The 25,670-nt window shown below is 38.3% G+C and carries 22 protein-coding genes and 2 pseudogenes; 13 read left to right on the plus strand and 11 right to left on the minus strand.

Going from position 1 to position 25,670, the window contains the following annotated elements:
• Positions 1-102: 102 nt before the first annotated feature.
• Complete coding sequence (locus tag BANA01_RS12470) at positions 103-1,014, minus strand: LysR family transcriptional regulator (protein ID WP_063253377.1); 912 nt, start codon at positions 1,012-1,014, stop codon at positions 103-105.
• 383 nt (positions 1,015-1,397) lie between these two features.
• On the opposite strand from BANA01_RS12470, the gene BANA01_RS12475 reads away from it, so the two are divergent.
• Together BANA01_RS12475 and BANA01_RS12480 are read left to right on the plus strand one after the other, a co-directional pair.
• A complete protein-coding gene (locus BANA01_RS12475) occupies positions 1,398-2,717 on the plus strand; it encodes a GntP family permease (RefSeq protein ID WP_063253378.1) in 1,320 nt (439 codons plus the stop codon).
• 111 nt (positions 2,718-2,828) lie between these two features.
• A complete protein-coding gene (locus tag BANA01_RS12480) occupies positions 2,829-3,590 on the plus strand; it encodes a 3-hydroxybutyrate dehydrogenase (protein WP_063253379.1) in 762 nt (253 codons plus the stop codon).
• Positions 3,591-4,781: 1,191 nt separating this feature from the next.
• On the opposite strand, the gene BANA01_RS30590 is transcribed toward BANA01_RS12480, so the two are convergent.
• Positions 4,782-4,907, minus strand: coding sequence for a hypothetical protein (locus BANA01_RS30590; RefSeq protein WP_268875079.1), 126 nt, complete (start codon positions 4,905-4,907; stop codon positions 4,782-4,784).
• Between the two features lie 210 nt (positions 4,908-5,117).
• On the opposite strand from BANA01_RS30590, the gene BANA01_RS12485 reads away from it, so the two are divergent.
• A complete protein-coding gene (locus BANA01_RS12485) occupies positions 5,118-5,825 on the plus strand; it encodes an SH3 domain-containing protein (RefSeq protein WP_063253380.1) in 708 nt (235 codons plus the stop codon).
• Between the two features lie 203 nt (positions 5,826-6,028).
• On the opposite strand, the pseudogene BANA01_RS12490 reads toward BANA01_RS12485, so the two are convergent.
• The 3 genes and pseudogenes from BANA01_RS12490 to BANA01_RS12495 all read right to left on the minus strand — a co-directional run.
• Positions 6,029-6,525, minus strand: a pseudogene (locus BANA01_RS12490) (branched-chain amino acid transport system II carrier protein); the annotation flags it as partial.
• A 156-nt stretch (positions 6,526-6,681) separates the two neighbouring features.
• Positions 6,682-6,780: pseudogene (locus BANA01_RS30360) on the minus strand (site-specific integrase); the annotation flags it as partial.
• Between the two features lie 77 nt (positions 6,781-6,857).
• Entirely contained in the window at positions 6,858-8,027 is a 1,170-nt protein-coding gene (locus BANA01_RS12495) for an MFS transporter (protein ID WP_063253381.1), read from the minus strand.
• Positions 8,028-8,101: 74 nt separating this feature from the next.
• On the opposite strand from BANA01_RS12495, the gene BANA01_RS29530 reads away from it, so the two are divergent.
• The gene (locus BANA01_RS29530; protein WP_157411777.1) at positions 8,102-8,269 is read left to right on the plus strand and encodes a hypothetical protein; all 168 of its coding nucleotides are present in this window, start codon (positions 8,102-8,104) and stop codon (positions 8,267-8,269) included.
• Positions 8,270-8,652: 383 nt separating this feature from the next.
• Here BANA01_RS29530 and BANA01_RS12500 read toward each other — a convergent pair whose 3' ends face one another.
• Entirely contained in the window at positions 8,653-9,741 is a 1,089-nt protein-coding gene (locus BANA01_RS12500) for a M20 family metallopeptidase (protein ID WP_063253382.1), read from the minus strand.
• A 47-nt stretch (positions 9,742-9,788) separates the two neighbouring features.
• Positions 9,789-10,832 carry an ATP-grasp domain-containing protein gene (locus BANA01_RS12505; RefSeq protein ID WP_063253383.1) on the minus strand — a complete coding sequence of 348 codons (1,044 nt, stop codon included), beginning with the start codon at positions 10,830-10,832 and terminating at the stop codon, positions 9,789-9,791.
• Between the two features lie 174 nt (positions 10,833-11,006).
• On the opposite strand from BANA01_RS12505, the gene BANA01_RS29535 reads away from it, so the two are divergent.
• On the plus strand, positions 11,007-11,180 hold the full coding sequence (locus tag BANA01_RS29535) for a hypothetical protein (protein ID WP_157411778.1): 174 nt from the start codon (positions 11,007-11,009) through the stop codon (positions 11,178-11,180).
• Between the two features lie 211 nt (positions 11,181-11,391).
• Here BANA01_RS29535 and BANA01_RS12510 read toward each other — a convergent pair whose 3' ends face one another.
• On the minus strand, positions 11,392-13,398 hold the full coding sequence (locus BANA01_RS12510; RefSeq protein WP_063253384.1) for a catalase: 2,007 nt from the start codon (positions 13,396-13,398) through the stop codon (positions 11,392-11,394).
• Positions 13,399-13,574: 176 nt separating this feature from the next.
• Here BANA01_RS12510 and BANA01_RS12515 point away from each other — a divergent pair, with 176 nt between their 5' ends.
• Positions 13,575-14,360 (plus strand): SDR family oxidoreductase, encoded by a 786-nt coding sequence (locus BANA01_RS12515; RefSeq protein WP_063253385.1) that lies wholly within the window; start codon positions 13,575-13,577, stop codon positions 14,358-14,360.
• A gap of 376 nt (positions 14,361-14,736) precedes the next feature.
• Here the strand turns inward: BANA01_RS12515 and BANA01_RS12520 are convergent, their stop codons facing one another.
• Positions 14,737-16,197 (minus strand): alpha-amylase, encoded by a 1,461-nt coding sequence (locus BANA01_RS12520; RefSeq protein WP_034675273.1) that lies wholly within the window; start codon positions 16,195-16,197, stop codon positions 14,737-14,739.
• Between the two features lie 330 nt (positions 16,198-16,527).
• Between BANA01_RS12520 and BANA01_RS12525 the strand changes: the two genes are divergently transcribed.
• Both BANA01_RS12525 and BANA01_RS12530 read left to right on the plus strand, forming a co-directional pair.
• A complete protein-coding gene (locus tag BANA01_RS12525) occupies positions 16,528-16,956 on the plus strand; it encodes a hypothetical protein (protein ID WP_034675276.1) in 429 nt (142 codons plus the stop codon).
• A gap of 526 nt (positions 16,957-17,482) precedes the next feature.
• Complete coding sequence (locus BANA01_RS12530; RefSeq protein WP_034675278.1) at positions 17,483-17,716, plus strand: KGG domain-containing protein; 234 nt, start codon at positions 17,483-17,485, stop codon at positions 17,714-17,716.
• A 62-nt stretch (positions 17,717-17,778) separates the two neighbouring features.
• Here BANA01_RS12530 and BANA01_RS12535 read toward each other — a convergent pair whose 3' ends face one another.
• Positions 17,779-18,063 (minus strand): hypothetical protein, encoded by a 285-nt coding sequence (locus BANA01_RS12535; protein WP_034675281.1) that lies wholly within the window; start codon positions 18,061-18,063, stop codon positions 17,779-17,781.
• Positions 18,064-18,301: 238 nt separating this feature from the next.
• Here BANA01_RS12535 and BANA01_RS12540 point away from each other — a divergent pair, with 238 nt between their 5' ends.
• The 5 genes from BANA01_RS12540 to BANA01_RS12560 all read left to right on the plus strand — a co-directional run bounded on the left by BANA01_RS12540 (position 18,302) and on the right by BANA01_RS12560 (position 24,522).
• Complete coding sequence (locus tag BANA01_RS12540) at positions 18,302-18,862, plus strand: integrase (RefSeq protein ID WP_235847132.1); 561 nt, start codon at positions 18,302-18,304, stop codon at positions 18,860-18,862.
• Positions 18,863-19,263: 401 nt separating this feature from the next.
• On the plus strand, positions 19,264-20,787 hold the full coding sequence (locus BANA01_RS12545) for an NADH dehydrogenase subunit 5 (RefSeq protein ID WP_034675284.1): 1,524 nt from the start codon (positions 19,264-19,266) through the stop codon (positions 20,785-20,787).
• Complete coding sequence (locus BANA01_RS12550) at positions 20,784-23,390, plus strand: DUF2309 domain-containing protein (protein WP_034675287.1); 2,607 nt, start codon at positions 20,784-20,786, stop codon at positions 23,388-23,390. Before BANA01_RS12545 ends, BANA01_RS12550 begins: the two co-directional genes overlap by 4 nt.
• 173 nt (positions 23,391-23,563) lie before the next feature.
• Complete coding sequence (locus BANA01_RS12555; protein WP_034675425.1) at positions 23,564-23,929, plus strand: Na-translocating system protein MpsC family protein; 366 nt, start codon at positions 23,564-23,566, stop codon at positions 23,927-23,929.
• Positions 23,930-24,027: 98 nt separating this feature from the next.
• Complete coding sequence (locus tag BANA01_RS12560; RefSeq protein WP_034675290.1) at positions 24,028-24,522, plus strand: carbonic anhydrase; 495 nt, start codon at positions 24,028-24,030, stop codon at positions 24,520-24,522.
• A gap of 171 nt (positions 24,523-24,693) precedes the next feature.
• Here the strand turns inward: BANA01_RS12560 and BANA01_RS12565 are convergent, their stop codons facing one another.
• A complete protein-coding gene (locus BANA01_RS12565) occupies positions 24,694-25,578 on the minus strand; it encodes a YsnF/AvaK domain-containing protein (protein ID WP_052106375.1) in 885 nt (294 codons plus the stop codon).
• Positions 25,579-25,670: the final 92 nt, after the last annotated feature.

The raw sequence follows: 25,670 nt of genomic DNA on the forward strand, positions 1-25,670 counted from the left end.
AAATAATCAATAACTAGAAAAGGCCTTTCATCAGTTTGCTGAACTGTTTGGAGGCTTTTTCTGTCTTTTATGGAAGGCCCTTAAGAACCAAAGGGCCATAAATTAAAATTGCTTATACTTTTCTTTTGCAATATTCAGGAATGTAAGGGCTGGGGTAGACAAGGATTCCCCTTTTTTATAACTGACCACTACATGATTCTTAAAAACGGGGTTTCCTAAAGTGTAGAAAATAGAATCAGTAATGATATTATCCCGGGTAACCACACTCTCAGGAATAATGGTTAAACCCACACCTCTATTTGCTAACCGGAATGCACTTTCGATATTCTGCGTTTCAATGACGATATTAGGATTAATGGAGTATTCTTTGAATATTTCATCTGTGAGTCTTCTTAAACCAAGCCCTTTTTTAAGTAAAATGAATTTTTCTCCGTCTAGAAGATGGGGGTTAAATGGAATATGAGCAATTGGTTTCTTATCAGGATTATAATGCTTATGGGTAGGGGGAATAACAAGATATAGTTTTTCTTCATAAAGGATGTCATAGACAATCTCCTGATTAAATATAGGAAGCATGTTTAAACATATATCAATTTTCCCTTCTAATAGTAGAGATTCCATATCAACCGCAGATTCCTCAATCAGTTCAATTTCAATTCCAGGGTAATTGAGTATGAATTCAGGAAGAATATTATAGAGGGTGTGAGAACCTAATATTGGGTTTATACCAAGTTTTAATTGCCCTTTTTCCATATTAGAGATTGACTCAATTTCATGATGCAATTTTATATATGTCTGTTCTATTTCATTCATATAATATAAATATCGCTCGCCTGCATATGTTAACGTTAAAGGATTTACTCTCCGGTTAACTAGTTCAATTCCTAGTTCATCCTCCAGATTCTTAATAAATTTGCTAAGGTATGGCTGTGATATATATAAAGCCTTGGCAGCATGTGAGAAATTCCCGTATTCAGCAATTGACTTTAAATATTTTCCGGAAAGATCTTTCATCTTTCTATAGCCCCCTTTTACTATTTGTCATATTTACTATTTTTAATAAGATAGTGATATGTTATTTAGCTTCAAAATATTATTATAACAAATAAACATGAAGGCAATGTTTTTATCAATTTATAACTTATTAGGTATACATACCATAACCGTATTAGTATTTCTAAATGTGAACAATTTGTGACATACTGTAGTAGAACTGATAGGAAATAACATTTCACCGAATATTTAAGGGATTTAATATAGTACAGGAAACACAGTAATAGGGAATTTTAATTAATTTTTTTAGATACATATCTTGACTTCGAGATATGTGAATTAAAGATAAAAGAAGGAAAAGATTTTAGGAAATACTAACATAAAAATATGAGGGGAAGAACATCATGGATATCATTCAAGTTATTGGTATATTACTTGGAATCATAGTAGTTATTTATGGAGCAATGAAAGGCTTTAGTATTTTGATTGTTGCTCCTATTGCAGCAATTATCGTGATCATAACAAACCAGCTGGACTTTTTCGCTTCCTTAATTGGGAAAGAAAATTCCTATATGACGGGTTTAACTGACTTTGTAATAAATTTCTTTGCAGTCTTTCTTTTAGGAGCAATTTTAGCTAAATATATCGATAAAAGTGGAGCTGCTCAATCGATTGCACAAAAAATTCTTGAAAAAACAGGAACAAAAAATCCCTTTTCTGTATTAGTAGCACTACTCATCATTACGGCTATTTTAACGTATGGTGGAGTTAGTTTATTCGTTGTTATATTTGTACTTATTCCACTGGCAAAACCATTATTTAAACAATTGAATATTGCATGGAACTTAGTAGTAATACCTATTCAGGTCGGTTTAGGTACGTTCACCATGACCATGTTACCTGCTACACCATCTATTCAAAATGTGGTCCCTACGGCCTATCTTGGTACAACCCTTACGGCAGCACCACTTTTAGGAATTATTGGAGCGGTTGTAGCAGCGGCCTTTGGTTTATGGTATATGAAATTTACGTTAAATAAAAGTATAGCAAACGGAGAGACATTTGCTTATTTTAATGTGAAAGAATCGGATGAAGCATTAAAAAAGGAAATCCCCTCCTTTTTCTTAAGTATCGTTCCAATTTTACTTTTGATTGCTATTATCATCGTTGGCAGTGTTTTAAAAGTACCAAATATTATTGTGATCGGATTAGCTGCTGCTGTTATTGTTTCAGCAATTTTATTTAAAAAATATATCCCAAGTCAAAAAGCAGTGATTAATGAAGGCGCAAGCGGTTCGATTATGCCGGTTTTCTTCACTTCATCAGCCGTAGCTTTTGGTGTGATTATCACCTTTTCTCCTGGATTTAAGTATATTTCTGACTTTATTTTAAACATTCCGGGTAATCCGCTTATCAGTTTATCTGTTGCTTCTGCTCTTTTTGGCGGGATAACAGGTTCTGCATCAGGAGCATTAGGAATTGTTATGCAAGCATTCGGTCAAAGCTACTTAGATATGGGGCTTAACCCTGAAGTAATCCATAGAGTATCAGCGGTTGCATCATCAGTGTTTACACTTATGCCGCATAATGGTGCAGTATTAACTTTCTTAGCGTTAACAGGACTTACTCACAAAAATGGCTTTAAGTATCAATTTATCGCCGTAACGGGTGCTAATTTACTTGCACTAATTGCAGTATTAATTACAGCCATTATTATTTATTGATTTCTGAAAAGCTTCCATTGAGGAGGTGGATCAATCGAGAAGGTTCCACACAAGTAAGTAGTTAATCATATGTTTGATAATAATAAATTCGAAATGCAGGAGGAACTAACAATGACAACTCAAAAAGAACGTACAGTAATCGTAACCGGTGCAGCTCAAGGAATCGGCTATGCGATCGCAGAGGAATTTGTGAAAAATGGGGACTTTGTTGCAATCTTTGATTTAAATGAAGAGGCAGCAAATGCGGCGGCAGAAAAATTAGGAAAGGCAAAAGGATACAAAGCAAACGTAGCAAATGAAGAAAGTGTGAAATCAGCAGTTGAACAGGTTATTGCAGACCGTGGAACAGTAGACGTACTAGTAAACAATGCTGGTCTTCAGTTTATTTCACCTACTGATGAATTTCCAGAAGAAAAATGGGATCTAGTGGTGGATGTTATTCTAAAAGGGACATTCTTAGCAACGAAACATGTACTTCCTGCAATGAAGAAGCAAAAATATGGTCGTATCATAACAATTTCTTCAGGACACGGTAGAAGACCTGATAAATATAAATCTGCATATGTTGCAGCAAAATACGGACAAATTGGGTTTACAAATGTAGTTGCAATGGAAAATGCTGAATACGGTATTACAGCGAATTCAATTTTACCTGGACCAACTCGTACAAGCCTAATTGAAAAACAATTACCAGTACTTGCTGAAAAAGATGGAACTACAGTAGAAGAAGCATTGAAAACACATATCCTTGGTGGCCAATGGTTAGGACGTTTACTTGAACCTTCAGAAATTGCAGCAACAGCTTTATTCTTAGCTTCAGACGGTGCAGCAGCAATCACTGGCGAAGCACTAGGTGTTACTGGAGGAGAATAAACATCCAGAGACCAGTTGGAAACTAGAGCAATGGAATTTTTTTAAGGTGCCAAGGAGCCATTAATCGGTGGTATTAAACACTGCAATTTTTATTTATTAATATAGTAAGTGGAGGTCTGGTGAAATTTTTCATCAGACCTTTTTTGCACATTAGGAAGATATTTTAAAAGTAAATTTATGAATTGAATTTTTCACAAAACTTTTTGGTTTGTTTACCGTTCTTTTTAATGAGTTAGACAAGTACTTTTTTTTATATTTTTAAAAGTACCAATTTCTAAGATTGTGCAATAGTTTTCCATTGTAAACTGGAAACAATGTCTATGAGAAAAAGTATAAGAATGATCAATCACGACTGTATTTTCATCTCCTAGAGGAGCGTTACAAATCTTACAGAATTTTGTCATATAAATCACAACCTCTTTCAAAATAGAATCTTATTTTTGTGAATGCGTTCACAATGTAAACTCATATATTACTTCATTGTGAAGTTTTGCACAATGTAAATAGTGAGAACTTTTATGGAGGTTTTGTGAATACAATCTTATCCAAGCTAATATTTTTCGTGAGAAGTATTTGTTATACAACTAGGTGTTAGGGGGCCTTCATTTTAGGAGGCCATTTTTTAGTGGAAAAATCAGAAAACTAGTCGAATTTTGTATTTTCGGGGAAATAATATGTAGTTTTTGCTGAATTATTCACCGAAAAAATATATTGGTTCAAGATGAATGATACTATAGCGTCACGTTATATAACTAATCCTCAGGATGAAACTGTTAAAAGACCATGTCGTTTTTCTGCGGTTGAGAATTTAAACAAAAAAGAAGAACCGTTTTAATCGGAACTTCTTCGGAAGAAGCTAAATAGTTCTTTTTGTTTATCGTATCGCTGGGCGATACGTCTTATAAATATGATATTAAAGAGTTATATCGCCACCCGATACGGCCAAACCTCAGGTTATTAATTGGTAAGGAAAGGGGATAATCTTCTCTTTTTTTATTTATATCGCTAGGTGATATGACTCCATCCATCATCCCTCATTTTTAGTTTAAGAAAAAATATAAAAAGGGCTTTAAAAGCCTCTTTAATCAATCATCAAATATCTAATTTTTTTCGAATCTTAGTTATAAATGACCTGTCTACCCCTATTCTTTTAGCTGCATTTCTTGCTCAGCTACTAGACTTCTTAACGCCTCAATCACTGATTGATTTTTCTTCATTAGATGCTCTCAATTCAGCAATTTCTTTATTACTGTTTTCAAGGCTTGAAGTAATATTTTCTATTTTAATTGCCAATTCGTCTTTTACATCAGTGTTCAATAGTCTTTTTTCTATCGTATCACTGGGCGATATGATTTTTGAATCGGACAATTAAAGAGACATATCGATCCCCGATACGGCCAAGCTTCAAGACATTACTTCGCAGGGAACGGGTATAATCGTTTCTTTTTATTTATATCGCTAGGTGATATGGCTCTTGAAAATTCATCAATAACCCTTCATATTTATTTATAAAAAAGGTGGTCAGTTATGCGAAATGATATTCAACCGTTTGAGCGCTCTTTCACCTCCAAGGAAGTAGCTGAAGAAGCTGGGATTGCAACACCTACTGTTCGGAAATATGGCCAAATTTTAGAGCGAAATGGCTATGAGTTTTTAAAAGAGGGCGATCGGCGTATCTTTGTTCAAACCGATATTGAAGCACTTATAGCGTTACGCGATACGGACAAGCCTCTAGACAGTACGGCTAAAGATCTTGCATATCAACAAAAAGAAAAATTAGAAGGATCAAATCAAACAGAGATTGCAATATCTGATTCATATGCCAATTTCCCACAAGATCCCAGTCATTTAAAAGAGATGTTAGCGTATTTAGCCAGTGAGCTCGCTGCTACACGTGAAATGAATGTCCAAGTAATAAACGATATAACCGAACTTAAATCTACGGTTACCGGGCTAAAGCAGGATCATCATCACTTAAGTTCGAACATTTCAAATTCAGCTCAAAAAACCCAAGCTAGGATTGAGAAATTATCTGAACAGGAAAACATTCATTATGAAACATTGCTGGAACAGGAAAAACTAAAGAACGAATATTTACAAAGTGAATTACAAAATCTCCGAGAAGAAATGAAAAAAGAATGGCTTTCACAAAATGACTTTAATAAACGCTTAGAAAAAGCCATTCAAAGACCTAAAGATAAATGGGGGTGGATTTTCTCCATATTCCGTAAATAAGGTTCTTAATTATAGACTCTAGTCATGCTCCTAATTTCAAAGGCATCTCTTAAGAAAATTCGACAGGCCTTCAACCAATTTTGGCTGGGGTCTTTTTTGTTTAATAAAAATCGTTTAATACGCTAGAACAACTATCTCCATATTCATAAAAAAGAGATCTAGGCATTATTCCTAGATCTCTTTTTAAAATATTTATTTATTAATCAATCTAGTTTTGGATGATTAGGAATGAATTTCACTCGTAATCGGCTGCTGCCGTACCCTATGAATCCTCCAACAATAGCTGGAATCATCCACCTAGTCCGACCTCGTACATAGGAAGAATTGCATTAAAGAAATGATTAATAGATGAAAAGTGTATACCAGCTCCATTTAATCCATCAAAGAAACTAACAATAAATGTTAATAGTAAGCTTCCTTGATAAACTTCAGGTTTACCTTTAAATAAAGAATGAAAAAATGTTAGGAAAATTAAAACAATAGCTAATGGGTAAATAGCTTTTAATACAGGTACAGAAATAGCAATTAACTGTGTTAGACCAATATTAGCAACTATTGCACTAAAAATAGACAAACTAATAGCAAATGTTTTGTAAGATACCTTTGGAAATAGTTTATGGAAGTATGAAGAACAAGCTGTAACAAGTCCTTTGCTCGTTGTTAAACAGGCTACGATCATCATTAATCCTAATAATATCCCGTGCTAGAGGCTGCCTACCAGGCTTCTCATCATCAGTTTTTAGCTAGTGCTCTCTAGGGAAGATGCAGCTGAGTTAGCAGGTTCCTTTGATAGCCCAATCAAAAATGAACACTTTGAGCTTTCAGAATGGGATTGGCCAATCGACCCAGTTATCTAGTCATCGGTATGAACGAGACGAACCATGATTTGTTCGAGTGATACACTGGTCTCGGCAAGAAGTGATGTATGAGTGTGCCTAAGACTATGCGGTGTTAAATCTTCATAGTCATAAATTTTTTAAATTACCTTGTAGGAAAAGAAATATACATTAAAAGAGCGCAACTTGAAATTACTCAAATTGCGCTTTTTGTTTTATAAGAAGCCTTTTTCTTACTGCTAATAGAAATGACGACAGTTATGAATGATAAGATGATGAATATTCCACCTGCAAATGGATTTACTTCGACTGAAAATGTATCTACAATTCCAGCTCCAATCACTGAACCAACAGCGACACCTAAATGAAGAGCTGAATTATTTAAGCTTTGCTGAATTTCCGATGATTCAGGAGCTATTTCAATCAAATAAGATTGCATGGCCGGTGAAATCGCCCAACTGAGAATCCCCCAAATAATAATGATGATGAGAAATACTGGAGAGAAATCTGTTGAATATGGCAATATAAAGAATATAGCACTAAAAACGACTAGGGCAATAACCATTGTTTTTCTTGATCCCAATAAATCTGCCATTACACCGCCAAGACCTCCACCGACTACAGCAGAAAAACCAAAAATGAAATAGATGACACTAATCCAAGTAGCATTAAAACCAGTGGTCGCTTCTAAATAAGGCTTAAAATAGGCATACATCATCGTATGACCTGTCATATAGAGGAATGTCGTTGTCAGCCCTAATGTGATTTTGTGATTTTTAAATGCTGCAAGCTGCTGCCTCAATGGAATTTGAGGTTTTGGTTGTATACTCCCCATTAATACATGAACGCCAATAATTGATAATGCTGTTAAAATAGTTATAAGTACGAATGGTGCTCTCCAGCCAAAACTATCTCCGATGATAAGTCCGAGCGGTACCCCTAAAACTAACGAAGCACTTACTCCCACAGAGACGATCCCAATGGCCCTGCCTTTATACTGTTCTCCTACTAAGCTAGGAGCCATAACTAAACACAATATGATTAATAGCGCTCCACTTAACGCTAAAATAATTCTTCCTATAAACAAAATAGTAAATGTAGGTGCAAATACTGTTACGATACAACCAATTAAAAAGATGTACAAGCAAACTAATGTTAGCCGTTTTCTTTCAATTTTAGCTGTCATGACAAGTAAAATTGGCGCTGCAACTGCAAAAATGACAGCAAAAACAGTGATCAGCAAACCGGCTTGGCCGATGCTTACATGTAAATCCTCTGCAATCAAATCTAAGATTCCGCTAATGATCAGTTCAACCAGACCTATAATAAAGGATATGATCATTAAAAAATAAATACGCTTATCCATGTTGTCTCCTTCCTAAATATATCCCAAACTATATACTATCTTTTGATGAGAGTTTACTCAAGAGTAAGATAATAATGTCACAATTACATAATGGTGAAACAGCTTATAAAGAGGTAACTCAACTGTTCCAAAATAAGAGAGATACCGTCTACAAGGTTTCCACTGGTAATAAAGTAATAGAAAAAACTGATAGTCATCCATTCTGGGTTGAAGGAAAGGGTGGATACGAGGCGAAGAGTTAGTAGTAGGTGATAAATTACAAGTGTTACTTGTTTTTGTTAGGTTTTATAAATACTCCGTGCTTTTTACACACAGCGATAAAGATATTACACACTCTCATCTTATAAGCGGCATGATGTAATCATGTCCCTAGAATCCTATAAAAAACGGGATTTTTGTTCTTTTGATACAATGAAAGTAACCTAGGGTAACAAAAGGCTAACATTTTTTTGTATCAGGGGTATGAATAAGAGGCTTCCCATGAGTTATTTGAACTTTTGGAAAGCCTCTTTATTTATCTCTTTTGTTAGTTCAGGATTTAACTCTGCTGTTTACAATGAGCGTCTCATACGATTCTCTAATTTTTTATATAAATCGGGTATCCAGGTAGTTCCTAATCACCTAATCATCGGTGATTATTTAGATAATCATCCAAGGTCAAAATAAAATTCACCAGCACATCCTGATATTCTCTCACCGATTCGATAAAAACCATTTCGTTCTCTCCATGCCAGTCGCTGCCAACGGGGCCAAATTCTACAGCTGAACCTCCATACTCGTTGAAAAACTGTCCATCGTTGGAACCATGCTGACCGAATATGGTTACTTTTTCGAGCTGGGTAATCCGTTTAATTGATTCGCCTAATGCTTTTACATAAGGATTGTCTGCTGTTGTTTTGACCGGATTATTGCACATATGGGTTGTTACTTTAGCGTCTGTTATTGCCTGGATCTGATGAACTATATCATCCGGAGACTGGTCTGGCAGATATCTAATATCCAGGGACATTTCGCATAGATCCGGTACCTTATTATAGACGGTTCCTCCTTGGATCTTTGCCAGATTGATAGATGGCTTAGTAAACATAGGGGAGCTTTCTTGTGCAAAAGGAAGCTCTAAAATATCTTCAAAAAGATTAATCGCTTTGGTTATTGCATTCGTGCCTTCCCATGGACGACTCCCATGGGCTGATTTCCCCTGGACGGTAATATCGAGCTGAAGCACGCCTTTCGATTGGATGGCAATCCCCATATTTGTTGGTTCACCGCAAATAATAAAATCTCCTAAATAACCATTTTTTGTTAAAAATTTGGTCCCGTTAAGGCCGCCGGTCTCCTCATCTGGAACGATTTGAAGCATGACCCTGGAAGTTAAGGGCCAGTTTTTCAATTGTGCTGCTGCCAGCATGAAAGCAGCCACTCCTGCTTTCATATCCACTGTACCGCGGCCATACATTTTCCCATCTTTGATATAGGGTTGGAATTGTCTTTCCTCTGCTTCAATGACATCGATATGTCCGTTTAATACAACCGTATGATCACCTTGGCCAATTTCACATACAAGCATGTGAAACCCATTATTCTCTATTTTTTTAACGGGGAGGCCATGGTCTGTTAACCATTGTTCACAATAAGCAATTGCTTCGTTCGCACCTGCTTTTGTAGAGCTGTTTATTTTTATTAGTTCTTGTAATAAGGGGATTGGATCGCCCATTTTATCCATCCTCCATTTTTTAAATTTGTTTACTTTCAATGTTACCCTTATAGTACTTCCATCACTTTTTGTTTATTTATCGAAACAACCGTGTCATGTCGTGCTAGCTCGATATCAGGTTTTTGACGCAGCCATTCCTCTTTTACCTGTTTACCGGCGGTTAGCGCAATGATTGCCGCAGGTATATCCGCTCCTGCTGAATGGGTAAAAGCATAACCTCCGCCAAAGCGGGGGTTGATGTCAATAATGTAATAATCGGTACCATTGAAATAGACATCCGTGTTCATATAGCCTGCATGGCCAAAGCCTTTAGCTAATCGCTGTGCGATTTCTGTTAATTCTGGGATATTGACCGTAATGCACCGATCGATATCTCCGCCCCTCATACCTAATTGCTTTCGAGCGAATGAAGTAAGAAAGCGGCCATTTAAATCGTTAAACATATCCAAACTAAATTTATCACCTTCAATCACTTCCTGAATAATGACATTGTCCTCCGGTTCTCTTGATGTGTCACCATCCAATGGACTTTCTTTAATCTTTCGAACGACAAGCTGATAGGCAAATTCCATATCCTCTACATTATCGATAATTTCTACCCCAATTGAGGCCGAACCATTTCGGGGCTTGATGATTAATGGAAAGGATACTTCTTGTTTTTCCAATGCCTTCTTCGCATCTTCAACATTGAGGTAGGTAAGAGGAGTCTTAACACCAAACGGTTCGAGCAGCTCCCAGTACTTTGCTTTGTCCCGCACCTTTTTGACAATATTTAAATCCGGGGCAAATACGGATACACCTAATTTCTCCAATTCATTTTTGTGTGCAGCTATTTGCGGTACTTCCCAATCATTCAATGGAACAAGACAGTTCACCTGATGTTTCTTACATATCTCCACTATAGTTTCAATATAATTTGAATCCGTTTGCTGTGGAATTACATAGTTTTCGTCTCCTGCTTGGAGCGATGGGGCATTATATTCAGGATCAGCAGTAATTACTTTTCCGTCGATACCAGCATCTTTTAAAGCTTCCTGAAAAAATCCTACAAAGTCTATTCTTCTTGCTGTTGATGTCAATAAGATATTCAATTTTAGTCGACTCCTCGCTATTTAATTTAGTTTGCTAGAAAACAAGATATTAATATTTACCCGCCATGTTAAGATTTAACCCTGCTTTCTAGTAATAATTCTTCACGATTAAATGTTTAATCCTTATTATTAAAGGTTATATAATACAAAACGATATATCTGAGGTGAAAAAATATGAGTAGAGGTAGTAAATCACCAAAAGAGAATAAACAAAAAGCCTATGAAAAGTTAGAAGGTCAGGAATTTGTTGATCAAATACCGTTAGAGGATTTGAAAATAGAGATGGAAGATGAAAGGGAAAAATTTAAGACTAAGGATGATTCACAAAGTGAACGAAAGTATAAGTGAAACTTTTAAAATGAATGGGCTTCATGATGTAACTGAGCCTTTCTCTATTGAGAAGTAGTTCAGTACATTCTCCAACCAAACTAAGAACTGGCCACTTAAATAACTTGTTTCTAAAGAATAGACTATTTCCTAAAAACAAGGAGGTAGTCTTTTCATATGGTTGAAATTAGCACAAAGCCCTGAACATTAAAATTGTTCAGGGCTTTTTTGCTCATAATGTACGTTCCCAGAAACGTCCCTGTGCCATTCCTTCAATGAATGGAGTAATACCAGCCTTGGTTAAATCATAAACACCAGGTGCATTTAACACCACACGACATCTATCTAGGGCTGTGTAATCATCAACGGCCATTGCCAAAGGTTTGAAGTGTTTATAGGTTGTTTCAATAAATTCTAATACAGACGGATCGGCTTCGGAACCCGAACTAATCAATATTGCTGCGTCAAAAAGACTTGAATCTGCTGTATCAAACGTATCTGTTACTTTTAAAACAGGGCTAATCGTATACATCCTTTTTGCCACAATACTATAATTGATATTATATTGCGCCAGCGTTCGAATCCAATCTGTTAATTTTTCATCATCAGGCACACCATCTAACAAAATAGCGGTACATTTAGTAGCCGGTTGCTTCACAGTGTTTGCCATACTAAGGGCAGGAGACTTTTTATCAGATTGTACCTCCAGATTTTCCTCAGGAAGTTCTGCTCCAATATTGCCTGCGACTTCTTCCGCCACTTGACGGTCAATATGATTTAATAGCGCAACCGCGTTATTTTTAACCATTTCCGACTTACATTTCCCAAGCTCAAAGCTGAATGCATCCTTTAAGTGCTTTTGTTCAAATGGAGCTAAACTGTTGAAGAATAGCTTCGCTTGAGAGTAGAAATCTAGAAAACTCTCACTACGGCCTCTAATTTTACGACCATCGATTTTTTCCTGATAAGATTCATAGCCCCCTAGTTCAACCGGTGCCGGCTCAGGCTGATTGGCATTTAAACCATTCCGATGATAGCTTGTTTGTCCTTGATGAATCGCCATCTGATGCATACCATCCCGCTGATTATTATGAAATGGACAGACAGGTTGATTAATTGGAATCTGGTGGAAATTTGGACCTCCTAGGCGGGAAAGCTGTGTATCTGTATAGGAAAATAAACGTCCTTGTAAGAGAGGATCGTTTGAAAAATCAATCCCTGGGACGACGTGACCAGGATGAAAAGCGACTTGTTCTGTTTCGGCGAAAAAGTTGCTAACATTTCGATTTAAGGTCATTTTACCTACGATCTTTACAGGTACTTCTTCTTCTGGCCATATTTTTGTAGGATCTAGAATGTCAAAGTCAAAATTGAATTCATCTTTTTCTGGAATGATTTGCAGGCCTAACTCCCATTCCGGAAAATCCCCTTTCTCAATCGCTTCATACAAGTCTTGGCGATGGAAGTCAGGGTTTTTACCTGCAATCCTCTGTGCTTCATCCCAGACTAGTGAATGTACACCAAGAAGAGGCTTCCAGTGGAATTTGACAAAATGTGCTTCTCCATCTGCATTAATCAGTCTGAAGGTGTGCACACCAAATCCCTCCATCATCCGCAGGCTGCGCGGAATGGCACGGTCACTCATGGCCCACATCACCATATGGGCGGATTCATGATTTTGGCCTATAAAATCCCAAAACGTATCGTGAGCGCTTGCCCCTTGTGGTATTTCCGTATGTGGTTCGGGTTTAAGAGCATGTACAAAGTCAGGGAACTTAATCGCATCTTGAATAAAGAAAACAGGCATATTATTACCAACTAAATCAAAGTTACCTTCATCTGTATAAAATTTGGTCGCAAACCCTCGGACGTCACGAACCGTATCGCTTGACCCTCTTGAGCCTTGTACCGTTGAGAAGCGGACAAAAACAGGTGTGGTTTTGGATGTGTCGGTAAGAAAATCAGCTTTTGTATATTCGACTAGAGATTCATAGAGTTGAAAGTTTCCATGTGCCCCTACACCACGGGCATGAACAACCCGTTCGGGGATCCGTTCATGGTCAAAATGAGTCATTTTTTCTCGAAAATGAAAATCCTCCATCAATGTAGGCCCTCTTAACCCAGCCTTTAATGAAAACTCATCTTCTGATACTTTTAGCCCTTGGTTAGTCGTTAAAGGAGCAGTTTTTTCATTGTTAATGGTAAAGCTACTTAATTGAACAGCCTTCTTATTATTCATAGAATCCTCCTTACGAAAATATGTAACCACAAAATTAAGAAAGAGCAGGGAAAGACTACACTCTCCATTCGGTACCCTTTTTATAGGAAAGTGAAACCTAGTAATATAATCTTTATGTTTCAAAATCTCTATGGTGGATATAGTAATATACATCACCATTAAGGAGGGTTTTTAACGTGGAAAATCTACTTCAAAATCAGGTTGCTGTTGTTACAGGGGCTGGCTCAGGGATAGGAAGGGCTTCTGCTTTGAAGCTTGCTCAAAACGGAGGAAAAATTGCTTTAGTAGATTTGCATAAAGAAAATGTGGAAGAGGTCAAAAAACAAATCGAAGATATGGGAAGTGAAGCGCTTGTCTTGGAAGCCAATGTGTCTCACCCGAAGGAAGTAGAGAACGTCTATAAAAAAACCATTGATCAGTGGGGAAGAATCGATGTGGTCTTTGCTAACGCGGGGATTAATGGGGAAGTGGCGCCTATAGAAGACTTGGAGCCGGAAGAATGGGACTTAACCATTTCCAATAATTTAACGAGTACCTTTTTAACGGTAAAATATGCAATCCCGCATTTAAAGACAAATGGGGGAAGTATCATTATTACTAGTTCCATTAACGGGAACAGGATCTATAAAAATATTGGCATGTCCGCCTATAGTACATCAAAAATTGGTCAAATGGGCTTTGGAAAAATGGCGGCGCTTGAGCTTGCCAATTATGGTATTAGAGTCAACATGATCTGCCCAGGAGCGATTGAAACAAATATCAATGAAAACACATGGAAGGAAACCGAAAACCTAAAAAAGGTGGAAATTCTGATTGAATACCCGGAAGGGAACCAACCATTAGAACACAAACCAGGAAAACCCGAGCAAGTCGCCGATCTAGTACTATTCCTTGCCTCCAAACAATCAAACCACATAACCGGAAGTGAGATCTACATTGATGGAGCGGAATCACTTTTATAGGTGCCTGTCACCACAAAAAGACAAAATAAACAAAATGTCCACGTACAGTGGACATTTGTTTTTGTATTTAGACTCTATTATTATTTATTGTTGATTTTCGTGGAGGCATGAAAAATCTTAGGCGGAGATTTTCCTGGTAATGTATATAGAGGAAGCTCAAGAGGCTGATATAAGCGGAGATTTTCCGCTTAACCGCTCAAAATTAGACAAAATCCAAAGATTTGAATCATATAAAAGGAAAAACTCCTCTTATTTTTAAGAAAATATGGGTATTTCTCAAGTTAGTCGGAATTTCTCTGCTTATTTTCCATATCAACATTCAGCTATAACAGAGTCTATATTTAAGATTGCTTGAATTTCCCATATATAGTTTGCATTACTCACTAGGATGGTAAGCCCAAATAGAAACGCTGCCACCGTTAACCGGGAAAGTGGCATATCCATCATCTTCGATAGTTATCTGGTCATCCCTTGAGTTTGTTAGGTCCACCCATGTTTCTCCAGCCTTCCTTTCGCCTACGTACATTCTTTTCTCGCCATCCTCTCCATTAGAAATAACGACTGCACAACCAGAGTACTTAAGTTCTTTCACACCCAGCCGGACCCAGCCAATGGTATTTGGATGGTCGAAGTAATCATGCTGTTCCCCGTATGCTTTTTCGTATCTGGCAAAGAGAAGGCGATCAAGAATTTCTTCGTGTCCTTCTTCTGGCTCCGGTCCTCCGATTCCATAATAATCTCCATAGAACAGACACGGATTACCATCTCTTCTAAGGAGAATCAGGGCATATGCACTAGGCTTAAACCAGTCCTGAACCCACGATTCAAGGGATTCTTGGGGCTGAGTATCATGATTATCAACGAAGGTAACAGCATTTTGAGGATGGGAATTTACAAGGGTATCCTCAAAAATACTGGTTAAATCAAAATCACTGCCTTCATTGGAGGCTTTATGTAGCTTATAATGCAAGGGTACATCAAACAAATCTATTTGATAATCGACATGATCAAGGTATTTTTGACATGCATGAAGCTCAGTTTTCCAGACTTCTCCGACAAAATAAAAATCATCGCCTCGGTGTTTACGCATCTCCTCTACAAACTCGCGAACGAAATAGTGGTTAATGTGCTTGATTGCATCAAGCCTGTAACCATCACAGTCAAGGGTATCCGCAAGCCATTTTCCCCATTCTATCATTTCTTTTTTTACCTCTGGATGTTCATAGTCAATATCGGCAAGCATTAGGTAGTCATAATTTCCGTTTTCATCATCTACATGTTTACTCCAATCCTTGTCATCAGCAAGGATTTTAAATATTCCTGATTTCCCTGTCTTTTCATCATAATCTGTTCCGGTAAAATGTTCATATCTCCACTCGAATGGAGAATACTTCCCTTCACGTTCTTGAAATGTAAATTTTGTCCAAGCTTCAATTTCAAATGGTTCTGATATTTCTTTGGTCCGGTCCTCCTGGTCCACTTCAATCACTTTAATTAATTCCGTCTCATCAGCACCCGCTTTATGGTTCATTACTACATCTACATACACTTTTATGCCGGCTTTTTGACATTCCATTATGGCTTCTATCAGTTCTTGTTTCGTCCCATATTTTGTCCGAATGGAACCTTTTTGATTAAATTGACCCAGATCGTATAAATCATATGGGGCATACCCATTATCATCACGTGAGGTTGCTTTTGTTACTGGTGGTATCCAGACAGAGGTAATTCCTTTTTCTTTTAATTCTGTCGCCATCTCCTTTAGACGTCTCCAGTGCCTTCCATCCGGCTCTAGATGCCACTCAAAAAATTGCATAATTGTGTTGTTTCGTTCCATGTTCCAATCCTCCTCGTTTATTAGTCAAAAGGGTATATCAATACTTACCCGGTTTGATACCAAACGAATCCTGCCAAAAACAAGTGAGGCTGGGACAAAACACTATATTTTAATAATCAACCAGTTAAGGTTGAAAAGGTAGATGACTATAACTAAACTTTCACAAAAGTAGAAATAAATATTTCAGTCTAATGATTTTTCTTCGATTTGATGATATGACCTTATGTAAAAAGAACAAATTTTAGTGGTAGGTACAAAATGGTTGGTTAGTCATTTTTTCTGAGATTTTGGACATCCTCTTAACATGTAGATTACTAAGGAGGAAAGCGAATGACGGAAGTTAGGAATTTTGAAGTTGAACAAATACTTAGTGGCCACCCAGTACACCAAAGACACGAATTCTCTTTTAAGGTTGATGACAATGAGTTTAAAGGTCATTTTCAAGAGGGTGAAATTACATGGATGCATCCACATCCAAAACAAATACTAGGTGAGGAAAAAGAAGCGAAAATTGAAAACAAAATCCGTGATTTGTTGGGAGAACATGGGGTTTCTAGTAGGATTAATGACATTGAAATGACACAAGCGTTTGAAGACCGAATGCACGAGCGCCGCCAAGTCACTCTTAAAGTGCAAGGACACGAGTTCAAAGGGTTTGTTCATGAAGGAGAAATCCAGTGGTTTCATCCTCATCCAAAACAAAAGCTTAATGAAGAGCATGTAGAAGCGATTGAAACGGAGATTCATGAAAAAGGATAGGATCTTTCCTAAAGGGATAGTGTCAGGAATTGACAGTCTACAACGTTAAGGTAATAAAACGCTGACTTATAAGTAGTGTAATCTAGCCCACTTTTTTGGAGAAATGGTTAAGTGCATTTTCCACTATCTGAGAAGTAGTCATGTAAATAATTTATATCTATAGCAATAACCATTTCCTATAAAAATTTAGGGAGTGGTTTTTTGTGTTGTTAAAGTTTGCGAATCTACATAACCCAAATGGCTTTGGCAATAAAAATTACTTTTTGGTAGAACTCTTAATTGAGGATCTTCTTTAGATGAGGAGGCTATGGTTGAAGAATAATAAAAGAACAGTGGACGAATTTTCAAAATCTCTATAGCGGATATAGTAATATATCATCTTTTAAGGAGGCTTTCTAACGTGGATAATCTACTTCAAAATCAGGTTGCTCTAATAGCAAATGAAAAAAATGATGTTTAATTTAATAGGGGGCGGGAATATAAGGAGTGCAACTGAATTCTAGTAAAATTAAGGAGGAATTTTTCTATGGCTAAGAATACCAAGAACAATCGCAGTGAAGACAATAATGGTAACATGACTGTCGAAGAAGCGGGACGGAAAGGTGGAGAAGCCACCTCCTCAAACCATGATAGGGAATTTTATGAAAGAATCGGGCGCAAAGGTGGAGAAGCTACCGCTGCAAACCATGACAGAGAGTTTTATGAGGAGATTGGGCGCAAAGGCGGCGAAGCCCGTGCCAAACAACGTGACAATAATTAAATACGTGAGCACCTCTCATCATAGCTAATCCGACATATTATCCAAAAAGGGGGCCCCATACATTATGGGGCGCCCTTTTTGGCGTTGAGTGCTATTCTTAACGTATGTGCCCAATTGACAGTCGTATTGGCATGTTGAATAACCGGAGATTTTCCGGTTAAATTCAACATGGGGCTCGTATCGGGGAAATAAGAGGAGGTTTTCCACTTATGCAAAGAAAAACCCCCCATTTTTGAGTTTTTCAAGCCAATAGGCGGAATCTCTCCGTCTAAATAAGTCTTTTTTATCAATAAATTCCAAATAGGCGGAGTTATTCCGTCTATTTGTTTTCCCGGCTGCTTAATCAAAGCCTTTCCCCCACCCTATAAGTGCGTACTCTTATAATCATAGATTAGGAACCCTTTTTTCAAACAATAAAGAGGTTAATAGTTAGTATTACTTTTTAGCTAAGGAATTTATTTTGATATATAATCATATAGTTGTAGGGAACTTCATTTGATAAAATTAGTGTATAGAAGGTTTCCACACTATTCAATTAGCGTAAAATCTTAATAGATAAATTAAATAAGAAAGCAAGGGGAAAAATTGAACAATAAGAGTGAAATAAACTGGATTGAGCAATTAATACAGTCTACTATAAGAGCAGTTGGAATAGAAATTGAACTGAAGCAAGAGCATACTGGGGTGAATATGAGCTATAATTTTATCCTTGATCATATAGGATATGATGTTAAACGTATAGAAGAAGCAATAAAGGAAATGCAGGCTCAAGTTTCACTCAAATCGTATATTAAAGCTTTCACTCTACATGAGTTAGGGCATGCGTTGGACCGGCAGGCTTTACTGGAATCACTGTCAAAAACGCTTGAATTTTATGAGATGAAAAAAAACCATACAAAATTCGAACAATACAGTGATGAAAATCTTCTCAAAATGATAATCGAAGAGCATGAGATGAATATCGCGTTTGAAGAAACCGCTTGGGTGAATGCTGAAAAGTTAAATATGAAATACGGTATTGTTGACTGGGAAAGCTTTGAAAAAGCAAAAAATAAGGGAATGGCAACTTATTTGAATTTATTTGAAAAAGATTTAATAATATATAACAAGCTTGTATCGGAGCAACCAACTGAACAAATTGCTTAATAAATAAGTAAGGTAGGACCAAGTTTTAACTTGACAGAATGTTTGATAAATAGTATCATTACCACCATAAATTAATTGTTTAATTGATCTCTTAATAAATAGATTACTTTAGCATGTGGTTAATAGCTTTCTATTGACTATATGAAAAAGTAAATCTATAACAAAGAGGATAACTGTAATTACATAATTAGGTAGACTATTAAAAGGCCTGACTGGGCCCGTTAAAAGTAAACCGGCAATTTTCAAAGTTTAATGGATTTAACCATTATGCTTTAAAAAATTGTCGGTTTTTTTGTTTTTAAAAAATAAAACAGAAAGGAATGTAGCGTAATGAAGGAAATCGGTCAAAGTCATATTTTCAGAATGATGTTTTCTTCCATACATTGGTGGGGGGAGGTAAAATGTTAATCTCTCTGCCGGAAATATTTTTTGGATTGCTTGCCCTATCGGTACTTAGCGGGCTATTCCTGTTATTCCCAAGGATCCCGTTGTCTTTTGTTCGGTTCCACGTCGGTATCACATTGCTGCCCCCGATCGCTGCCCTGCTGGCACTTGTTACGAACAATGAAACCATGATTTATGGCCCTTGGCGGCTTGATTCTTTATCATGGCTGCTGGCTTTGTTTGTCCTTACCATCGGTTTTATCGTGCAGCGCTATTCTGTTCGTTACTTACTCGGCGATCGTTCCTATCGAAAATATTTTGCTCTGCTGACGATAACTACTACTGCAGATTCAGGTGCCTGGCTAAGTAATGATCTTCGCCTGTTGCTAGTTTGCTGGGGGATTACACTCCTAGGACTCACTTTGCTTATAAGATTAAAAAAGGAGTGGAGTGTTGCTAGAAAAGCGGCTTCGCAATCCGGCCGTCTGTTTGCACTAGGCTGGCTTTTCCTGTTGGGAGCTGTCATCTGGATTACCCAAACCACGGGGCATTGGCAACTGTCGCTCATCCTTACCAAAGGCAGTCTTGCACAACTTGATTCATGGGAAAGGACTTGTATGAATCTGCTGCTAATCTTGGCTGTCGTGATTCCGGCAGCACAATGGCCTTTCCAACGATGGCTGTTAGATTCAGTGGTGGCTCCAACGCCGGTCTCCGCGGTAATGCATGCGGGATTAGTGAATGCAGGCGGGATTATATTGACTCGATTTTCTCCGCTTTTTAGCGGAGATATAGCCCAAATTGTATTGCTTCTATTGGCCAGTGTTTCCGTCATGATAGGGACGGGAATTATGCTGGTCCACGTTGATTATAAACGGCAGCTGGTCGGGTCTACGATTGCACAGATGGGGTTCATGTTAATCCAATGTGCATTAGGTGCTTATTTGGCAGCCATTATCCATGCTGTCCTACATGGTCTATTCAAATCAACCCTTTTCTTAAAAGCTGGCTCTGTGCTTCACCACCAAGAGGAGCCAACCTCCAGAACCAACCAGCCAACATCATTGTTATGGACAATTACTGGCGGGATTTTAGGTCTTCTGGTGGCAATTGGTCTTTGGATGTCTTCTCCTGGAGAGGGTTATCAATTGATAAGCGCTCTTACCTTAGGATGGTCCGTTTCATTTTCCTGGACCCAGCTCGTGGCTTTTGGATACGGACGTATCGGGCGCATAGCAGGATTTTCCTTGTTTGCAGGAGCGGCAATTGTATACAGTTTGGTACATGGTGCTTTTTATGGAGTGTTACAAGATACAATCCCGAAAGGAATTCAACCACCGGCACCAGCAGCCACTTTGCTGCTGATTATCTTATTGGCTGTAAGTGCTGCAGGTGTAAGGCTGGCTCGTCATCGTTCATCAACTGTCTATGCTCGCATTTATCTTTGGCTTGTACGATTGGGTGAGCCTCAAAATGATTTGGTCGAAAGTCATCCTAAGCATTTGACACAATCATTCTTTAGAGGAGGTCATTTACGATGAATACAACATTAGCAAAAACATTACATTGGGAAAAGCTTCCTGATACCCTCGATCTTAATGACTTGGTGAAATCCGCCAGCAGGGTCATTGTACCGCTCGGACCTATTAACACATTTGCAGCACGTAACCCCTGGTCAGGCTTAGAGGGACAACCGTTTGAAAAAATGGTACGCTGGCTCAAAGATACTTGTGATGTAGATATCTATCCCAATGATTCCTTATTTCAGTCTGCACTGGAGCGAGGAGAGATTCATCAAGTCTTTTTAGAAAAGGGAATTCAACATTGGCTAAACTCACAGTCTTTGGAGTTGCCGAGTGAGGTCGCAGAGGGGTTTTGCCGGGCTGCACTTTTACAGAATCAACCATATTCAAATACTCTGGAAGCACCTGAGTTAAAAAGCATCGCAAGAAAACTTAACCGTTTTACATCCCAAATGATAGAAAAACATTCGGTCAAAACCTATAGTCAGCGCTTGGAGCAACTGGGAAGGGTGAATGCAGCACACGAGTTAAACCGCCATATGATCAAGTGGTGTAAATTGTTTTTGGATAAATCCCAGGCTGTCTGGTCGATGCCTCATAGGGAGAAAGGTTTCTATCATGCATGGCGGAAACTAGTCCAGCATGACCCGGCACTTAGCCGTAACGTACGTAAACAATTAAATGAGCTGCCGGCAGAAGCAGACGCTGCCTTAATGGAAGTTTTGCTTAGGCTGGAAATTCCTTTTTCAGAATTCCAGGACTATTTTGAAGCACATTTCCTTGCTTTGCCAGGCTGGGGGGGAATGATGCTTTGGCGCTCACAGCAATCAGCCGAAGAAACATCACTCCTATTTGACTATTTAGCTGTACGAATTTTGATGGAATGGGCTTTAGTACAACCCTGTCTTCCCTTTCCTGAAAAAAGAAATCATAAAGTAAATCTAGAACCATTAATTGCAGCTTGGGCGGAATGGGGGAACCTGCCAATCAATGGTTGGTTACAGTTATCCTCAACAGAAATAAAGGCACGTTTGGCCCTTGCGTATCGTTTTGATAAGATTCTACGCAATCGGCTGTTGCTCGAAGCATGGGAAAAAACATTTGAAGAACAATTAAAGACGATGATTACATCTCAACAGTCTGCTTCAGCTGAAGAAAATGTAAAGCCGGCACTCGCTCAATTTGTATTTTGTATTGATGTGCGTTCAGAGCCTTTTCGCCGCAAACTTGAAAAAGCAGGAGATTTTGAGACCTTTGGAACAGCAGGCTTTTTCGGTTTGCCAATTGAAACCTGCGAGCTTGGCAGTAATCACACGCATAACTCTTTGCCAGTAATGTTTAAACCGCAATACAAAGTAAACGAGTTTTCACCAGATGTTGAATCCTTTCAACAACGGCATCAGGTAGTCAATACACTCGGTTATACATTTAAAACAATGAAAAATAATATGGTTTCCAGTATGGCACTTCCGGAAATTAGTGGTCCCTGGCTCAGCCTGCAAACGCTTGCTCGCAGCTTTATGCCTCGGAGTGCAGGACGGACATTAAGTAAATTGCTCGAAACATGGCTGCATAAACCATCCACGGAACTCTCACTTGACTATACGCAAAAATCGGAAACAGATCTGCCAATTGGATTTTCCGTGAAAGAAAAAGTACACTTTGTACGGCAAGCACTAAAAATGATGGGACTCACCGATCAATTTGCACCACTAGTGGTTATTTGCGGACATGGAAGTCACAGCACGAACAATCCATATCGTTCCGCACTTGACTGTGGTGCATGCGGAGGAGCATCAAGCGGATTTAATGCACGGGTGCTGGCAGCTTTGTGTAATCTTCCCGATGTACGGAAGAGCCTCGAAACAGATGGAATTATCATTCCAAAAGATACCGTTTTTGCAGCTGCCGAGCATATTACCACACTTGATGAATTACGCTGGCTTTATGTTCCGGAACTATCAGTTGAAGCAAAGGAAGCATTTAAACGTATCCAAGCCGAGTTGCCAAAGGTGAGTGAGAAAGCCAGTGCCGAGCGAATTTCGCAATTGCCAAATCTCGGAACCCATCTCAAGAATCCGAAGGTAGAAGCGCAGCGCCTTTCAGAAGATTGGAGTGAGGTCCGTCCGGAATGGGGCTTGGCACGTAACGCTGCGTTTATCATTGGGGAACGCCGGCTGACCCAAGACTGCAATCTGGGAGGAAGAGTTTTTCTTAACAATTATAACTGGAAGAAGGATAAAAACGGTGCTATTCTCGCCAACATCATTTCAGGGCCGGCAACGGTCACTCAATGGATTAACCTGCAATATTATGCATCTACTGTTGCCCCTCATTATTATGGCAGCGGGAATAAAATAACCCAAACCGTGACAGCCGGTCTCGGGGTCATGCAGGGGAACGCCAGTGACTTATTATCCGGACTACCCTGGCAGTCTGTTATGAAATCAGATGAAGATGCCTATCACGAGCCACTGCGTTTGCTGGTGGTGATCCAAGCACCGAAGGGTTATGTGAAACGGGTGTTGGAGAACGATCATGCCTTTCATCAAAAAGTGAAAAACGGATGGATTCGGCTTGCGTCTATTGATCCGGAAGGACACTGGCAGAGTTGGTCTTAGCATCTTCCCCAGTTTATATATATGTCCTTGTGTGAAGGCTGCTTTTTTTCCGGCGCTTTTGCAGCAATGGTACAAAGCTTACGTCACATGGACGGAAAAGATCTTTTTTGAATATTATAGGAAATATTTGGCTATCTATGAATGTAACGTTGATAAAAGGAAAAGGAATCGGAATGGAAAAAACAAAAGGAACAATTGAAGCGGAAATAAGCAAAGCTTTAACACATTGGGAGAAAAGTTATCTTGGACGAGGCTCCGTATCTGTTAAATCGGACATCTTACGGGATATGGTGATTGTAGTACTCCGCGGTATACTAACTGCTGCTGAATATACGGTATGTCAGGATAAAGAAGGATTGTTATCAGTAAAAGTACATCGCAACAGTTTAGTGGAGTCCGGTCTGGATGAATTAAAAGAAATTATCTTAACGATAACAGGGGAAGAAGTAGTAAGTTTTTACACCGATATTAGTACACAAACTGGAGAACGAGTAATGGTCTTTAAGCTCTCCAGTGATCTGCAAAGCAAATTATGTTAAAAACAAAAGGATATGTTCGGACTCGCGCATTTTTTATATAAGAAAGAGTCAGCAAACTTATTTGGAACAAAATTCAAAACATTTATGGGGTGAATTTGATGTCTAGAGAAGAAAAGAAAAAAGTACTATTTGTGATTGGTATGGAGCAGAAATTAGAACAATACATTAAAGAAGAAACCAATTTCAATCTGGAAAACATGATTATCTTACAAACATATCAGCCAGTCGTTTCACACGCCTTCGACGATTTAATGAGGGACATCATTATTGCTGTGTATAAGGAAAATGTTGAGGAAATCGTTGTGGTCTCCACAAATGATTATCAAAAGAATACTGGGGATGTACTAAATAAAATATATAAGAGCAAAGAATTACAGGACAAGATTCAAACATTGGATTATCTTTTTAAAAATTGCATGCCGGAATTTCCTGAGGGTACGGTAAGTGTATGGCTGCAGGGAGGCAAAACTTTAACGGATAGCGTACAAAAAACTGTCAACATCATACGCAATCATCCGCTGCTGCCGTCACATGTTAAGGTCAAAGATTTACATATTAATCAGGGGAATGAAAAGCTATCAGAAGTTTTCTAAGAAACTATCGCTTATGTATATAATGAAATAAAAGTCTTAATTCCTCCAATTATAGGAATTAAGACTTTTTGTTTGAAAAATAAGGGTCAGTCCCCCAGTCTGCTAAAATGCTAATGCAGCGGGGGACTGACCCACTAGTCTCTAATAGAAATACCCTTTAGACACCGTCTATTAGAATCTATCAGTATCCACACGATTGCTGTTAGTAGTCGTTTCATTGACCGAAGCATCGCCCTCTTTGGTCACTTTTGCTTCCTCACGCTTAATATTTTCTGTTACCTGTTGGGTTTCCGTAACTTGTTTCTTACCAATTACCAGTTCTTCAGCAACGACGGGTTTTTTCGTCACTTCTACTTTCTCCTCGACAATTGGAACGTGGATGGCTTCAGCATCGCCCATTCCCATTGGTGTGGTTGTGTCTGCATCCGTTTTGTCGACTGATCGTCTCTCTACATAAACCTCTTCATGCGTTACTGGAACATTTACTGTTTTTTGTTCTTCCACTACATCCTTTTTTACCTCTACCTCACCTGTCTGAACACGCTGTTTATTCACATCTAACTGTTCTTCGCGCAACTCTAGTGATTGCTGCGTATCCGTCTCGAAAGTATCCGCAAGACCTATTCGATCACGATCAAAGTCTTCTGTAGAGATACCATCGGCAGCACTAACGTTCTCTAGTCCTTTTTCCGCTAGGAGTAGAATAAGTCCAGAGTTGATATCCTCTTCGTATTTTAATGCATCTGCTTCACTAATACCCTGAGCGACCAAATAACTATAATAGGTAGATCTGCCTTCATTTTCTGGGTACATACGATCCTCAAACGGGGTAAACAGGCTTGCTAAGAAACCTTGGCGTTCTTCTGTTTGAGGCTGAATAGTTGCGCTAACCTCTTGGGAAGCCACTTTGGTTTCATCTTCAATGTAGGAAGAGACATCTGCTGTATTAGCAATAATAGAAAAGTCTTTTACGGAGTATCCTTCGTTTTGGAATACCTCAATGGCCTGAATTACTTCATCACTGGAATTATAAACTCCTAAAACCGTTTTACTCATAGTTATAGCCTCCATTTCCATTTTTGTTTGCTGATAAAGCATACAAAATATACATACCCTGTATACCACCATTGGAAACAACTTTTCATTTT

Source organism: Neobacillus niacini NBRC 15566, from assembly GCF_001591505.1.
In the GTDB taxonomy this organism is placed as follows: domain Bacteria; phylum Bacillota; class Bacilli; order Bacillales; family Cytobacillaceae; genus Neobacillus; species Neobacillus niacini.

Coding starts and splice junctions, on each gene's coding strand:
- BANA01_RS12470 (WP_063253377.1), bottom strand. CDS start 1,014: ATGAAAGATCTTTCCGGAAAATATTTAAAGTCAATTGCTGAATACGGG.
- BANA01_RS12475 (WP_063253378.1), top strand. CDS start 1,398: ATGGATATCATTCAAGTTATTGGTATATTACTTGGAATCATAGTAGTT.
- BANA01_RS12480 (WP_063253379.1), top strand. CDS start 2,829: ATGACAACTCAAAAAGAACGTACAGTAATCGTAACCGGTGCAGCTCAA.
- BANA01_RS12485 (WP_063253380.1), top strand. CDS start 5,118: ATGCGAAATGATATTCAACCGTTTGAGCGCTCTTTCACCTCCAAGGAA.
- BANA01_RS12495 (WP_063253381.1), bottom strand. CDS start 8,027: ATGGATAAGCGTATTTATTTTTTAATGATCATATCCTTTATTATAGGT.
- BANA01_RS29530 (WP_157411777.1), top strand. CDS start 8,102: ATGTCACAATTACATAATGGTGAAACAGCTTATAAAGAGGTAACTCAA.
- BANA01_RS12500 (WP_063253382.1), bottom strand. CDS start 9,741: ATGGGCGATCCAATCCCCTTATTACAAGAACTAATAAAAATAAACAGC.
- BANA01_RS29535 (WP_157411778.1), top strand. CDS start 11,007: ATGAGTAGAGGTAGTAAATCACCAAAAGAGAATAAACAAAAAGCCTAT.
- BANA01_RS12510 (WP_063253384.1), bottom strand. CDS start 13,398: ATGAATAATAAGAAGGCTGTTCAATTAAGTAGCTTTACCATTAACAAT.
- BANA01_RS12520 (WP_034675273.1), bottom strand. CDS start 16,197: ATGGAACGAAACAACACAATTATGCAATTTTTTGAGTGGCATCTAGAG.
- BANA01_RS12525 (WP_034675276.1), top strand. CDS start 16,528: ATGACGGAAGTTAGGAATTTTGAAGTTGAACAAATACTTAGTGGCCAC.
- BANA01_RS12530 (WP_034675278.1), top strand. CDS start 17,483: ATGGCTAAGAATACCAAGAACAATCGCAGTGAAGACAATAATGGTAAC.
- BANA01_RS12545 (WP_034675284.1), top strand. CDS start 19,264: ATGTTAATCTCTCTGCCGGAAATATTTTTTGGATTGCTTGCCCTATCG.
- BANA01_RS12550 (WP_034675287.1), top strand. CDS start 20,784: ATGAATACAACATTAGCAAAAACATTACATTGGGAAAAGCTTCCTGAT.
- BANA01_RS12555 (WP_034675425.1), top strand. CDS start 23,564: ATGGAAAAAACAAAAGGAACAATTGAAGCGGAAATAAGCAAAGCTTTA.
- BANA01_RS12560 (WP_034675290.1), top strand. CDS start 24,028: ATGTCTAGAGAAGAAAAGAAAAAAGTACTATTTGTGATTGGTATGGAG.
- BANA01_RS12565 (WP_052106375.1), bottom strand. CDS start 25,578: ATGAGTAAAACGGTTTTAGGAGTTTATAATTCCAGTGATGAAGTAATT.